11 protein-coding genes and 1 tRNA gene are annotated in these 13,381 nt (G+C 56.9%); 9 read left to right on the top strand and 3 right to left on the bottom strand.

Annotation, left to right across the window (positions count from 1 at the left end; translation table 11 throughout):
• Positions 1-14 precede the first annotated feature (14 nt).
• The 3 genes from MTX78_RS06200 to MTX78_RS06190 all read left to right on the top strand — a co-directional run bounded on the left by MTX78_RS06200 (position 15) and on the right by MTX78_RS06190 (position 4,098).
• On the top strand, positions 15-914 hold the full coding sequence (locus MTX78_RS06200) for a T9SS type A sorting domain-containing protein (protein WP_243800868.1): 900 nt from the start codon (positions 15-17) through the stop codon (positions 912-914).
• A gap of 177 nt (positions 915-1,091) precedes the next feature.
• On the top strand, positions 1,092-1,658 hold the full coding sequence (locus MTX78_RS06195; RefSeq protein ID WP_243800867.1) for a hypothetical protein: 567 nt from the start codon (positions 1,092-1,094) through the stop codon (positions 1,656-1,658).
• 103 nt (positions 1,659-1,761) lie between these two features.
• Positions 1,762-4,098: a GAF domain-containing protein gene (locus MTX78_RS06190; RefSeq protein ID WP_243800865.1), complete on the top strand. Its 2,337-nt coding sequence runs from the start codon at positions 1,762-1,764 to the stop codon at positions 4,096-4,098.
• A 184-nt stretch (positions 4,099-4,282) separates the two neighbouring features.
• Here MTX78_RS06190 and MTX78_RS06185 read toward each other — a convergent pair whose 3' ends face one another.
• The 3 genes from MTX78_RS06185 to MTX78_RS06175 form a co-directional block, all read right to left on the bottom strand.
• Positions 4,283-4,942, bottom strand: coding sequence for a phosphatase PAP2 family protein (locus tag MTX78_RS06185; RefSeq protein ID WP_243800863.1), 660 nt, complete (start codon positions 4,940-4,942; stop codon positions 4,283-4,285).
• Positions 4,943-5,097: 155 nt separating this feature from the next.
• Positions 5,098-5,179 (bottom strand) — tRNA-Leu (locus tag MTX78_RS06180).
• Between the two features lie 135 nt (positions 5,180-5,314).
• Positions 5,315-6,004 carry a phosphatase PAP2 family protein gene (locus MTX78_RS06175; protein ID WP_243800861.1) on the bottom strand — a complete coding sequence of 230 codons (690 nt, stop codon included), beginning with the start codon at positions 6,002-6,004 and terminating at the stop codon, positions 5,315-5,317.
• A 123-nt stretch (positions 6,005-6,127) separates the two neighbouring features.
• Here MTX78_RS06175 and MTX78_RS06170 point away from each other — a divergent pair, with 123 nt between their 5' ends.
• The 6 genes from MTX78_RS06170 to MTX78_RS06145 all read left to right on the top strand — a co-directional run bounded on the left by MTX78_RS06170 (position 6,128) and on the right by MTX78_RS06145 (position 13,190).
• Positions 6,128-6,775: a class I SAM-dependent methyltransferase gene (locus MTX78_RS06170; protein ID WP_243800859.1), complete on the top strand. Its 648-nt coding sequence runs from the start codon at positions 6,128-6,130 to the stop codon at positions 6,773-6,775.
• Positions 6,776-6,985: 210 nt separating this feature from the next.
• Positions 6,986-8,812 (top strand): M61 family metallopeptidase, encoded by a 1,827-nt coding sequence (locus MTX78_RS06165; RefSeq protein WP_243800858.1) that lies wholly within the window; start codon positions 6,986-6,988, stop codon positions 8,810-8,812.
• Positions 8,813-9,076: 264 nt separating this feature from the next.
• Positions 9,077-10,312 carry an MFS transporter gene (locus MTX78_RS06160; protein WP_243800856.1) on the top strand — a complete coding sequence of 412 codons (1,236 nt, stop codon included), beginning with the start codon at positions 9,077-9,079 and terminating at the stop codon, positions 10,310-10,312.
• Positions 10,313-10,444: 132 nt separating this feature from the next.
• The gene (locus MTX78_RS06155) at positions 10,445-11,140 is read left to right on the top strand and encodes a hypothetical protein (protein WP_243800855.1); all 696 of its coding nucleotides are present in this window, start codon (positions 10,445-10,447) and stop codon (positions 11,138-11,140) included.
• Between the two features lie 312 nt (positions 11,141-11,452).
• Positions 11,453-12,052 carry a hypothetical protein gene (locus tag MTX78_RS06150; RefSeq protein ID WP_243800853.1) on the top strand — a complete coding sequence of 200 codons (600 nt, stop codon included), beginning with the start codon at positions 11,453-11,455 and terminating at the stop codon, positions 12,050-12,052.
• A 121-nt stretch (positions 12,053-12,173) separates the two neighbouring features.
• A complete protein-coding gene (locus MTX78_RS06145) occupies positions 12,174-13,190 on the top strand; it encodes an MBL fold metallo-hydrolase (protein ID WP_243800851.1) in 1,017 nt (338 codons plus the stop codon).
• Positions 13,191-13,381 lie beyond the last annotated feature (191 nt).

Raw genomic sequence — 13,381 nt, 5'->3', positions numbered from 1 at the left:
CTTATTTTACGTTGATGATGAAAGTATTTCTCTCCCAAACGCTAGCCTTGCTGCTCGTGCTTTTGCTGCTCGGCCCGGCCAGCTCAGCCAGTTCAACCCTCCGCGACGACAACCGCCCAGCACGCCGTGAAGTAAGAGCGTACATCGAGCAGAATGTGCTGCCCGTGGTTCGGCAGCAGCGCCAGAAGCTAGAAGCGCAGCTAGCTACCTCCGACAAAGCTCAACTTGCCATCTACCGCAGTCAGCTCAAGGAAATTCGGCAGCGCCGCCAAGCCCTGCGACACAGCTTCCGCACTGGCCAGCCTACGCCCCAGGCCACGGAGCCGACCAGTCCGCGAATAGCCCTCACAGAAGCCCAGCAGCAGCAACGAGAGCAACTGCGCAATGAAACCCGCACGGTTATGACCAGCGTGAATGAGATGGCACAGCGGTATGCCACCAACATTGCGCAGCTAACGCAAGAAGTGCAGCCCCAGAAAGAGAAATGGGCCACTGACATTCAAGAGCTTCTCGTTAAGAATACCAGCCCGGAGCAACAGAAAGCAGGCCACTTCAAGGGCGGGCTACACCGCCGCGCCGGCGCCGCTAGTTTGTTGCGCCCTGCCGCTTTCCTGCTGCTCGACCCGAAGGCTCCAACTGCCAGCCCAACTCCCGAAGCAGGCAGCGCCGGGGTGTATCCGAACCCGGCAGTGGCTACCAGTAAGCTCGACTACACAGTTGTAAAGGCCGGCCCCGTAACGATAGAACTTCTCGATGGCCGGGGCAATACGCTCCGCACGGTGGCCCAGGAGCCCAAGCAGGAAAAAGGCACTCATACGCTGCAAGTAAGCCTTGGTGACTTGGCCGCAGGCACCTACTACTACAAGATAACCACCCGCGCCGGCTCGGAAACCAAGCGCTTCGTGAAAGAATAACTCAGCTCTTTTTCCGTTGTAAAGCCAGCTTTCCTCTGAAGGCTGGCTTTTTCATGTGTGCTTGTTTACCCACCTCCAAGTAGCTTGCTTCACAAAGCAACAGGCTCGTGCGTAAAGTGGCTTACTCTAGCTGCATGGCACAACATGCTGCTCGAATCCCCTGTATCTTTGCGCCCTATGCTTCGCAATTCGTTTACCTGGCTTCTGCTATTTGTTCTTTCTACCGCGCTGGCAGCTTGTTGCGGCTCTGTTGCCTGCACTTGCAATGACAGTGTGGACGATGCGCTGTTTTTCCGCTTCGCCCTTGATACTGCAGCAACCAACCCCAACCCCAACGGTTTTCGGCCCAACGACCTCGACACTGTCTATATCCAGCGAGTACCGCTCGACACGGCTCAACGCCCTCGCGCAGACACCGTCGTTATTTTGGGTGGCCGGCTCGGTTTTGTGCCGACACTAGTCATCAACAACGCGTCTCCTTTCCCGCAGAGCGGCACCCGCAAGCTCGACCAGTACACTTACAAGATCTTATTGGCCAGCAGACGCCTACGGTCAAATCCGAGATACCGTGAAATCAAGAGCTTTTCAATAACGAATGTCAAGGTAGAAGACGAGTTTATAAGCAACGCTTGCTGCACTTGCAACAACAACATTAAGAAGGACTTAACTCTTGATGGCCAACCCCGGAGTTTGGCTGATCCTGGCGGCGAGGATGATGATATAGAGGTGGTGCTCACTCGCTAAAAGCACCGCGGCCCTACGTCCGCTTCAAGCTTGGCTGCGTATAGATTCTACCATCTTAGCAAGCCGCAATGATTTGGCTACCTTGGGTGTTGTTGCCTGTACTATGCTACCCGAACCTACTATTGCCCGCACCACCCTCTCGGCGTTTCCGTTCAAATCGACGCTTAGCTTCGAGCCACTTATTGCGTATTGGCAAGCGCATGAGCACGACCCTAATCCGGGCTTAGCCTTGCTGGCCCGTGCCATCGGCGAAAAAGTAGCCGAACAACCGTGGGCGCGTGGGCCTATTACGGACATGGCCGTGCTGGAATGCAACTGCGACTTAGTGGAGACGCTGATGCTGGCCATGTTTCCGCCGGCCTCTTTCAAATCCGACATCAGCGGTGCCATTGCGCCTTTTCAGCGCTACAGCTTCTATCACACACCGCGCTTTGCGGAAGTGCTCCTGACGGGTACCAAAACCATCAAGCAGCCGCTCAATATCGATAACCGGACGCTGGAGCTCCATTCCACCCGAATGGCCTACCAGTTGATTCTCGACAAGGTATATGGCGTGCAGATGCCGCAGTACGGCACTATCACGTTTACCGTCCCGGACTATAGCATTGGCCTGTACCGGCACTACGGCGTCGATTTCAATACCACTTTCTTGGATGTGCGGGTGGTAGGCGGGCCGCGGCCCGAGCTGACCTCCGAGCAGATAGAACACCTCACCCGCAACCCACACCGCATCGACGCCTGGCAGGAACTACTGCCCATGGACCGCTTCGAGCTGGAAGGCATGCACATTCTGCACCTCGTAGACGTAACCGACCAGGAAATCCTATCGGAGCTGAAATATGATTTGCTGGAGCGCGACGTGCTGCAAGCCTCGGACCGGCTCGAACAGATTCAGGAGAAGCTACGGGTGTTGTTTGGGCGGCCCTTCTTGCAGCTCGGCATTGCGGCCTACGACGAGAAGAAGCAGGCTTTTGTAGATTTTGGTCGTAAAATCAACCACAGCTTTCTTACCAAGCAGCTGCACAGCCAGGATGCCGGCTCGGGCTTCCGCCAGATCTACCGGGAGCTATGGCAAAACCGCCAGCCGCTGGTACTCGAGAACGTGGAAACCGCCGACATTCCCGAAGATTTGCGCCAGCAGATTCTAAGCTTGGGCATTCGCTCAGCCATTCTGGCATTGCTGCCCTACGGCGACGATACGGTGGGTTTGCTGGAATTGGGCTCGCCTAATGAAGGTGACTTAGACGAGTTTGATGTGGAAACGGTGGCGCAGTTTGTGCCGTTGTTTGCCGTGGCTGTGAAGCGCAACGCCGAGGAAATTCACACCCGCGTGCAAGCCATCATCAAAGAGAAGTTTACGGCCATCCATCCTACGATGGAGTGGCGCTTCACCAATGCGGCCCAGAACCTGCTGCAAAAGCAGGAAGACGGCAACCGCAACGCCGAAATGGAAGACATTGTGTTTCATGATGTATTTCCGCTACACGGCTCGGCTGATATTCGGGGCAGCAGTACGGCCCGCAACGAGGCAGTGCAGGGCGACTTGATCGAGCACCTGACCTTAGCGAACCGCGTGCTCAAAAAGGCCGCGGAGTTTCAAGCGCTACCCATACTCGACGAACTCAAGTTCTACGTTAACAAAAACTTGCGCCGCCTACGGCAAGGCATTATCTCGGGTGACGAGGTTAGCATTTTCGAGTCGCTGAAGACGGAGGTGGAACCGCTGTTCGAGTATCTGCGGCAGAATACGCCAGCGTTACAACCTGTTATCAGCCAATACTGGTCGAATATCGACCCCGAGCTAGGCATTGTGTACAAGCGCCGGAAGGCCTTCGAGCAAAGCACCACCTTGCTCAACGACGCTGTGAGCGACTATTTGGACGAGGAAGAAGAGAAGGCGCAGCTGATGTTCCCGCACTATTTCCAACGCTTCAAAACCGACGGCGTGGAATACAACATCTACGTGGGCGCATCGCTGGTGGAAAACAAGCCGTTCGATATGGTTTTCCTGAAGAACCTGCGGCTGTGGCAACTGCTGGTGATGATTGAAATCACGCGTCGTACAGCCGCTATCAAGCCGCAACTTCCGGTTCCGCTGGATACCACTCAGCTCATCCTCATCCATAGCCAGTCGTTGAGCATCCGGTTCCGACAAGATGAGCGCCAGTTCGACGTGGATGGTGCTTACAACATTCGCTACGAAATCATCAAGAAGCGAATTGATAAGGCTACTGTGCAAGGTACCGGCGAACGGCTCACCCAGCCCGGCCATATTGCGCTGGTGTACACGCAGCAACGCGAGAGCGAAGAATATTGCGAGTACCTCGACTACCTCCAAGACCGTGGCCTACTCGAACCCGAAATAGAAGAGTTGGAGTTGGAAGAGCTTCAGGGGGTAAAAGGCCTGCTAGCGCTGCGCGTAAAAGTCAAGCTAGATTAGAGGCATCAGGGAAGTAGCTCTGAAAGCCTATTTATATAGAACTTGTCATTCCGACGCGGGAGGAATCTGAGTTGAAGCCGTTACGAGGCCACTCAGATTCCTTCCGCGTCGGAATGACAACACCTATTAGACTCTGAGCCCATCAGTTCAACATCCAAACCAGGAACCGTTGGACAGGTGGGCTTTAGTTTTCAATTCCCAATTCCTTGCCTTCTCGCCACCACAAGCGCAACGCCGTGCGCAACAGAATCAGCCATAAGAGGCCAGCTGCAAAACCGGCTAGTACGTCTGTGGGATAGTGCACGTGCAGATACACGCGGGTGAAGCCAATGAGCACGGCCCACAGCACCAACAGGCCAGCCCAAACAGGATGCCGACGGTGCCGCCACAGCAACCACGCCAAACACCCGTACAACGCCATGCCTATCATGGCGTGGCCGCTGGGGAAGCTTAAGCCAGGCTGAAACACCAGCGCCGAAGACGGGCGCGACCGGTGATAATGCGTTTTAAGCAACTGGTTGAATAATGACGCTCCAAGCACCGCCAGAAACACCTCCAGCGCCTCCCGCTTGTGGCCGCGCCACCGCAGCACAACCGGGCCCAGAATGCCCGCTAGTGCCAGAAAAGGAAACGAGGCAAAAAAGGTAACGAATCTGGCCACCGGAGTTAGCCACGACCAGAAGGCCCGAAGCTTGTCTGCTTGCTGGAAGCCCCAATCGTCGAACTGCGCCGAGTGCGCGACGAATACCACCCGTGTCAGGTAGAAGAAAAGCAGCAACGACACAGTGAAGACGGCACCAATCAAAACCACTTCCACGGTCAGGAAGCTGAACAGAGCGAGCAAACGGGAGGTGATGGGCTTCCTCTTCACAGAATCACGAATTTTGCGGCTGACTGCTTGGCCCCGAAGAAAGTTGTCGGTTAGAGACAAGTCCTTCTACGCAACCCAGGTTCCTGTAAACGAAGAAAGCCGGTCCATTACTGGACCGGCTTTCAAAGTGCGCTCGGGGAGACTCGAACTCCCACACCTTGCGGAACTGCCGCCTGAAGACAGCGCGTCTACCAATTTCGCCACAAGCGCAGAGTAGTTACCAAGTCAAAAATCCTCGTCTGGATTGTCAGTTGGTTCTGCAAAGATAAGGGCATTTTCTGAGTTGAGGCAAGTATTGGCGCAAAAAAGCCAGCAAATTTCCTGAGCAAAATCTTTATTTCTAAGCTATTCAGGCTGTTTTTCAGGTAATTGCAACGGCTTTTTCAGTCGAATTTCTACTTGCTTTAAGACCGGAATAGCAACGAGTAACCATACCAATCCAGCCGTAAAGCCAGCCAGCACATCGGTGGCATAGTGCACGCGCAGGTAAACGCGGGTGAGGCCAACCAACACAATCAGCAGGGCCAGCGCCCCGATAATCGGCCAGCGCCAAACCGACTTTTGCATGTAGGTGTAGGTCAGATAAATCAGCAGGCCGTAGAAAGAAGCGGAAATCATGGCGTGGCCACTGGGGAAGCTCAGGCCGGATGCCGACACCAACGGCAGCAACGGCCGCGGCCGATGATACACCTGCTTGAGTGCCAAGTTGAGTGTGATACTGCCAAGCGCCACGACGGGCACCAGCAACGAGTGCCAGCGGTGCCGGCGCACCAGCAGAAACCAGTCGATGAGCAGGCAGCCGATAACGGTGATAAAGTTGCGGGAAGCCAGAAACGTGACGGTTTCCACCCATTCTTGGCGTGGCCCCAACAGCCGCCGTGTCCAGCGAAATGCCTCGGCATCGAAGGTGGCGGCATCTTGGTCGAACACTTCCCGGCCCAGCGCCAAAAAGCCAACCACCCCAGCGATACCCAACACCAGTGTGATGGCGAATTCGGTTAGAAACAGCGTAAGGAAAACTAATATGCGGCGCATAGAGGGTGCATAGGCGGTAGCTTCGGTGCCTAGTGTACAAACAAAAACACGAAATGTGGGGCAGAGTCGATGTACAGCTGCCGCCACCTCGTATGCTATACGCTCGAAACTCCACTTACGCTCATGTCACACCCTGATGCCGGCTTCGACCGGGTTGCAACCTTCTACGACCCGCTCAGCCGGCTCGTGTACGGCAAGGCCCTGCTACGGGCGCAGCAGCATGCGTTGGTAGCCGGTTTGCCGCCTGGTGCGCCGCACGTTCTGGTTATTGGGGGCGGCACAGGTTGGGTGGTGCTGGAACTGCTGCGGCTACGTCCTGCTGCCACCATCTTGTTTCTGGAAGCCTCAGCTCAGATGCTGGCCGGTGCCCAAACCCAACTGCTCCGCCAACACCCAGCAGCGGCCAGCCAAGTGGAATTTTGGTTAGGTACGGAAGCCTCGTTGAGTAACCACGACCGATTTGATGCTGTTGTTACCTTCTTTTTTCTCGATTTGTTTGAACCCCCACGCCTACGAAAACTCGTCGCGCAGCTTAATACGGTCCGCAACCCGCATGCGCCCTGGCTACTGGCCGATTTCGCGCCGCCGCAAACGTGGTGGCAGCACAGCTTGCTGGCGGCCATGTATCGGTTCTTCCGCCTCACCACGGGCATTCGGGGCCAGAAGCTGCCACCGATACGGGAAGAGCTAGCCCGGTTAGGCTTGCGCGCGGAAGAGCCGAAGCAGTTTTTTGGGGAGATGGTGGAAGCTGCCGTATGGCGCCCGCAGTAAGTGCAGACCGATGAAGCTCCTGTCATTCCGACGCCGGAGGAATCTGAGTTATTCGCTCCAACGACTTCACTCAGATTCCTCCGGCGTTGGAATGACAGGAGCTCACTTATTCAACTAAGCCTTCAGCATAGATTAAATACCCATTACCAGAAATGTGCAAAGCCAACTACCTTTAGTGCCTCCTAGAGCTTCTTTTCTCTCCTTCTTCTGATGATTCGGAAAACTACTGCTGCTTTTCTGTTGGCGCTGCCGCTGGCTTTTTGTGAACCTGTGGCTGCGCAGGCACCCGTTGCCTACGACGTATCTTTTCCTAACGCCATCCATCATGAGGCGCGCATCCAGGTCACGTTTGCCCAGCTCCCGGCCGGGCCATTGCAGGTACGCATGTCCCGCTCTTCGCCGGGCCGCTATGCGCTGCATGAGTTTGCCAAGAATGTGTACGATGTGCAGGCTACAGACTCGAAAGGTAAGTCATTGAACGTTAGCCGTCCCGACCCATACGGCTGGGACGTAACCGGCCACGACGGCACCGTTACGTTCAGCTACACTCTGTTCGGCGACCGGACTGACGGCACCTACGTGGGCATCGACCGGCGGCACGCTCACCTCAACATGCCGGCCACGCTGGCTTTTGCTCGGGGCTTAGAGCAGCGTCCTGCCGAAGTGAAGTTCGAGTTGCCAGCTGGCTGGCAGGTGGCCTCGCAGCTCCGGCCCGACGCTGCCAAAGGCACCTGGTACGCGCCTCACCTACAGTACCTCATGGACTCACCGACCTCGCTGGGGCCGCAGCAAACCCGCAGCTGGCAGGAACAGGGCCGCACCGTTGAAATGCAAGTACTGCACGATGGCACCGAGGCCGAGTTGGATAGCTATGTGGTCCTAACCAAGAAAGTGGTGAAGGAAGCCGCCGCCGTGTTCGGGGAGCTGCCGGAGTACGATTTCGGGCGTTACACCTTTATTGCCAACTACCTGCCTCAAACCAGCGGCGACGGAATGGAGCACCGCAACTCCACCTCACTTACCAGCAGCCGTCCGTTGCGTGGCCCCGCCGCCCTCGACAACCTAGGCACTGTATCGCACGAGTTTTTCCATAGCTGGAACGTGGAGCGAATTCGTCCGCAGGACCTGGAGCCGTTTGATTTCGAGCGGGCTAACATGAGCAGCAACCTCTGGTTTGCCGAAGGCTTCACGCAGTACTACGGCGAGCTGTTGCTGCGCCGGGCGGGCGTATACACCGATGCCGAATATTGCACCGAGGCCCTGAGCGGCATCGTGGATGCCATGCTCACGATGCCGGGACCTAAGCGCTACTCGCCGGTGTACATGAGCCAGCAGGCGCCCTTCGTGGATGCCGCCGCCATCGACCCCAACAACCGCTCGAACACCTACCTGAGCTACTACTACATTGGCGCGGGCAATGCCCTGGCATTGGACTTACAGCTGCGCCAGAATTACAAAACTGACCTCGATACTTACATGCGCGCTGTGTGGCAGCAGCACGGCAAAACCCAGCGCAACTACGCGCCCGCGCAGCCCTACACCCTCCGCGACCTACAACGCGTGCTGGGCGAAGTAGCCAAGGATACCGCCTTTGCCGGGCAGTTCTTCCGCCAGCATATTATGGGCCACGAGCTGCACAAGTACGATGCCCTATTGGCTCCCGCCGGCCTGCTGGTGCGGCCCGCTCGCCTCGGCCAAGCTACCCTGGCCGCCCGCCTGCAATTCAACCCTGACAGCACCGCCACGCTAGGCACTACCCTACTAGGCAGCCCGCTCTACACCGCCGGCCTCGACCGGGAAGACGTATTGCTGAAAGTGGAAGGTCAAAAGCCCACCAGTGCCAAGGAAATGCAGAAACGCCTCGCCACTCATAAGCCCGGCGACGTGGTGCCCGTGGAATACCGCACCCGCGACGGGGTACACACTGCGCAAATCACGCTTCAGCAAGACAACACGCTGGAAGTGGTACCCATGCCCAACGCCACCCGCAAGCAACTCGCCTTCCGTAAGGCCTGGCTAGCCGGCAAGACGAAGTAAGTTCTGGTGCCAACCAGCCACACCAACTAAGAGAGAAGCCTCGAACAACCTCCGGGTTCTGGTGTTTATCGGCACTACATGGTTGGTGCGTAAGAGTTAGCTGAGAGCAGATTCTTGGCGCAACGAGGAACGTCATGCGGAGTACAGCGAAGCATTTCTACCGTTACAGTAGCCTCTGATGTGAGGGCGAAGCGGTACATATGTTTCGGCTGCGTTCCGCATGACGTTCTTTTGATTGCCTGTCCACACCTCCCCTTCCGCCTCATGCCCACCCCACCCCTCGACCGTCGCCTGTGGCTGCTCTACGGCATCATTCTGCTTGACGTCATTGCAGGCGCCGCCATTGGGCCCGTGATGCCAGAGTTTGTGCGGGGCTTACCACAGCCGCAGCTCTGGCTATCAATTGGGACGGGGGTGTTTCTAGGGGTGCAGCTGTTTTCGGCGCCCCTCCTGGGCCGGCTCAGCGACGGATATGGCCGACGCCCCATCTTTATTATATCGGCGGTGGGCACGTTACTAGCCAATGTGCTGCTGCTGCCCGTGCGGGCCGGCCTATACTTTGCAAACCGCGCTTCCGATGGCCTCACCAACGGCATGTATGCTACGGTGCGTTCAGCTATTACAGATATTTCACCGCCCGAGCGCTTGTTTAAAAACCTGGGGCTGGAAGGCGCTATCATTTCACTGGGATTTGTGCTTGGCCCTATGGCAGCCGGCGTGCTACTCACGTCGCTGCACGTGCCCACCGCGCTACAAGCCACTTATGTGGTGCGGCTGGCGGTAGGGCTGGCGGCCCTGAACATCGGGCTTACGCTGCTGCTGCGCGAAACGCACACCCAGCGCAATGGCGTACGAGGCAGTGAGTTGCGGGCCGAGTTAGGCCGTTCCATCAACCCGCTCACGCTCTGGGCCCGGCTGCAAGAGAAAGATGCTGCTAATCCTGGCATTCGGCGCATAGTGCTTACGCAAGTGGCTCTCACCCTTAGTACCGGCTATTATTTCTATTTCGTGCCCTTTATGAGTTTGGGAGAGCTCCAAATGGATGCCCGGTCTATTTCCTACTTTTTCATGTTTTTCGGCGTGCTTAGCATTGCGCTGAACTACGGCTTCTACACCTACCTCGCCGACCGCATCAACCAGCGACGGGCTATTGTGTGGCTGGCAGCAGTAGGCACCCCAGTGTTGGCCGGCTACGGCTTGGTAGGCACCTCGAAAGTGGCGCTTTTCGTCCTCGTGTTCTTTGATTGTCTCACGCTTTCCTTGATTCAGGGGTTGCTGGAAGGGCTGCTGGCCCGCCGCACCACGGAAGCAGACCGAGGCGAGATTTTCGGGCTGAATCAGGCGTTTCAGGGATTGGCAAGCTTCGGGTCTACGCTGATATGCGGCCTGCTGTCGGTGCTGGATTTGCGGCTGCCGTGGGTTTGGTTTGCGCTGTGCCTGGCATTAGTAGCCGTGCTGGCCCGCAAGCGAAAGCCCTTACCAGCTGCTAAAGCGACATAGTTGAGACGGGAAGCCCGCCTGCAGCAGTAGGCCGATGCTTGTCATCCAAATAGGTGAGGCCGCTGTAATGAAGTTGGTGGATTGGCGATACAGTACGTGAAACCAGCCCACTTTCTTGCTTCACGTACCAGTATGGCCATCTTCGATAACCTAGCTAAAGCCGCGAAAGACTTTTTCGTGGAAGACGATGCTACTCCCGCAACACCAACTGCCCCGAGTCAGCCGCAGTCAACACGTGGTTTTTCCGATGTTGCACAACACCCGCAACAACCAACAAGTACCGCTCCTACTGCTCCCGAACAGCGCCACCTCGACCACATTGCCGGGTTGCTGGCCGGCGACGGCAAAGACTTCGGAGCGTACATGAAGATGGTGAAGAGCATGGCGGCGGCGGGCATGTCGGGGCCGCTACTCTACCAGACAGCTTTCAACGCTTTTGCGGCTATCAACGGCGCTACCGTGCCTAGCTTGCTTGCTTCAGCTGCTACGTTTGAAACGGTGCTGGAATCAGACCGCAACAAGGTGCTGGAACGACACCGCGAGAAAGTAGGCGAAATCAAAATCCGGAGTGCTGCCCCTAGCCTACTGTTGCAACTAACAGAGCAAGAACAGCAACTGGCTCTTGAAATTGCGGACCTAGCCAAACAGCTACAACTCAAGCAGCAGCAACTAGTGGAAACGCAGCAGCAGCTACGCACAGAGCGCCAGAAAGCACAGTCGGCGCTGGCTAGCTACGAAACGGCCAATGCCAGCGCCTTGGAAGAAATCCGGACGCACCGCAAGGCGGCCGAAACCTTTCTGGCGGCCAGCAGCTTGCCTGCTGCATAGCACCGTTGGCCGCTCTTGCTTCACTAGCAGTAGTATCATAACGCATAAGGACTGAAGCGGCGCTGTAGGGGCTGAGCTAGCAAAGAATTTGCTGTTGCCCGCGCGACGTGAGGCAAGGTTTGCTGGCTACTAGCGTTAAAATGTCTGCTTATAAACGAACCCAAGCGTATATTTAGGCATACGTACGTTGCAGTCAGGCACCTGTCTTGCCCTTCACGCGTAGTATGTTTTCAACGTCTGCTTACGCTTGATGCCACCTTTTTCGCTGGTCGAGTGTCTGTTCTTATTATCGGCTGACTTTCCCGCTTGTATATGCTTCGTCTTTCCGTTTTCCTTGTGAGTTTGCTGTTAGCAGGCAGTGCGGTGGCCCAAACCGGCCCCATGGCTACTGCTGGCCTGGCTACTACTTCGCCAACGTTGCCCGGCGTGCTGGGGCCGCGCCAAAGCTTCCGGATGAGTGCAGGCTTTATGTCGGCGGGGCGGTTTGGCTCGGCATCCTACGTTAGCCCGGAAGCGGCTTACAAGCTAACCAACCGGCTCACCGTGTTTACAGGACTTACATATATGCGCCTCACACCGGGCGTGGCGTACCGTCGGGCTGAGGATGGGGCGCCGCGCGCCTGGAGTGGCTCCAATCAATACCTGATGCAGGTGGGTGCGCAATACGCGGTGTCGCCACGACTGGCCCTCACGGGCACTGCCTGGAAGGATTTGTCGGGAGCGGTGCCGGGCGGCCCGGTAGTGAATCCGTACGCAGGTTTTGGAGGCAATATGGGCTCGGGCATGAGCTTGCGCGCCGACTACATGATTACCGAAAACTTGTCGGTGTCGGGTGGCATCCGGATGAGCAATGGGCAGTCGGCCGTTTATCCGGGGTATTCGCCAGGACTAACTGGCGGCGGCATCTGGTAGATATCCTTGCTTTCCAAGCCACTAGCCTTTTCAATACAGTTCTCTTTACTAAATCAACTTCGGCCTCGGGACTCTTCCGGGGCTTCGTTGTTTCTTTGCCTGTATACCAGCACCTACCCGCATGGCTCCTCGCCCCGTCTATATTCGCAACGAAGCATTGAAAACCATCCGTCCCAACTATCCGGGCAATAAGATGATAGGGGCGCAGTTCTGTAACGGGGAGGAACTGTATGAGCCTAGTTTCGGTACCGTGCTGAAATGGCAAACCACCAAAAACCCGCAGAAAGAAGAAAAGAAGGCCGACACCTGGGTTCCGGAGGTGGTTGATTGCACCGCGTTTCTGCAGAGCACCGACGACGGAATGGTGTGGCTCGGCCATGCCTGCTTTGTGTTGCGCATAGCTGGGGTTACACTGCTCACCGACCCAGTGCTGTTTTCTTCGTTTGGCCTGCGCCACCGCCATGCCCTCCCCTGCCGGGTGGAGGACCTAACGGGTATCAACTACCTGCTGCTCAGCCACGGCCACCGCGACCATCTGGACGCCGAATCCATCAAGCAGCTGGCGCGCCAAAACCCGACGATGCAGGTGCTTACTTCTTTGCGCATGGCGCCGCTGCTACGTAGTATGGTCGCCGGAATACAAGTGCAAGAAGCTGGGTGGTGGCAGCAGTACGACCTGGGGCCACAGGCTCCATTCGAGCTGTTTTACCTGCCGGCTTCGCACTGGCACCGCCGCGGCCTCAACGACCTGAACCGCGTGCTGTGGGGGAGCTTCCTGATTCGTACCCCCGACTTCCGCACTATCTACTTCGCCGCCGATACTTCCATGGCCGACCATTTCGAGCAAATCGAGAAGCAGTTCGGGCCGCTGGATATCGTGTTAATGCCTATTGGGGCCTACAAGCCGCCCTACATGATGCAGCTTAGCCACGTCAACCCCCATGAGGCTGCCAAAGCCGTGAATCTGCTGCGGGCGGGCCACATGGTACCCATGCACTACGGTACCTTCGACCTCTCCGACGAGCCCGCTTCCGAACCAATTCGCGAAATTAAGACGGTGGCACACGGCGGCATGTTGCGCGGCGAGCTGCACACTCCCGCCGTAGGCGAGCTAATGCGCTGGCAGGACTGGGAATAAGGTTGGCAGGTGCGCTGCCTAAGGGTTACGTACCTAACGGCTGGGGTGCGCGTAGCGGCACAAACTGTGGGGCGTTTCTGCCAACGCAGGCATTCATACTGCTCCACGGCCTAGCCTACTTATGGTGCTACTTCAACTCGGCGGCTAGTGGCCCCATCCAAAAGGAGATGGTAAGCGTATAGCTACTACTG

The sequence above is a fragment of the Hymenobacter tibetensis genome (assembly GCF_022827545.1).
Lineage (GTDB): Bacteria > Bacteroidota > Bacteroidia > Cytophagales > Hymenobacteraceae > Hymenobacter > Hymenobacter tibetensis.
This window is presented reverse-complemented; position numbering and strand designations above follow the sequence as displayed.

What these genes read in the sequence shown, in the direction of transcription:
- MTX78_RS06155 (WP_243800855.1), top strand. Translation starts at nt 10,445, where the DNA reads ATGGCCATCTTCGATAACCTAGCTAAAGCCGCGAAAGACTTTTTCGTG.
- MTX78_RS06190 (WP_243800865.1), top strand. Translation starts at nt 1,762, where the DNA reads ATGCTACCCGAACCTACTATTGCCCGCACCACCCTCTCGGCGTTTCCG.
- MTX78_RS06160 (WP_243800856.1), top strand. Translation starts at nt 9,077, where the DNA reads ATGCCCACCCCACCCCTCGACCGTCGCCTGTGGCTGCTCTACGGCATC.
- MTX78_RS06150 (WP_243800853.1), top strand. Translation starts at nt 11,453, where the DNA reads ATGCTTCGTCTTTCCGTTTTCCTTGTGAGTTTGCTGTTAGCAGGCAGT.
- MTX78_RS06165 (WP_243800858.1), top strand. Translation starts at nt 6,986, where the DNA reads ATGATTCGGAAAACTACTGCTGCTTTTCTGTTGGCGCTGCCGCTGGCT.
- MTX78_RS06195 (WP_243800867.1), top strand. Translation starts at nt 1,092, where the DNA reads ATGCTTCGCAATTCGTTTACCTGGCTTCTGCTATTTGTTCTTTCTACC.
- MTX78_RS06170 (WP_243800859.1), top strand. Translation starts at nt 6,128, where the DNA reads ATGTCACACCCTGATGCCGGCTTCGACCGGGTTGCAACCTTCTACGAC.
- MTX78_RS06145 (WP_243800851.1), top strand. Translation starts at nt 12,174, where the DNA reads ATGGCTCCTCGCCCCGTCTATATTCGCAACGAAGCATTGAAAACCATC.
- MTX78_RS06175 (WP_243800861.1), bottom strand. Translation starts at nt 6,004, where the DNA reads ATGCGCCGCATATTAGTTTTCCTTACGCTGTTTCTAACCGAATTCGCC.
- MTX78_RS06200 (WP_243800868.1), top strand. Translation starts at nt 15, where the DNA reads ATGATGAAAGTATTTCTCTCCCAAACGCTAGCCTTGCTGCTCGTGCTT.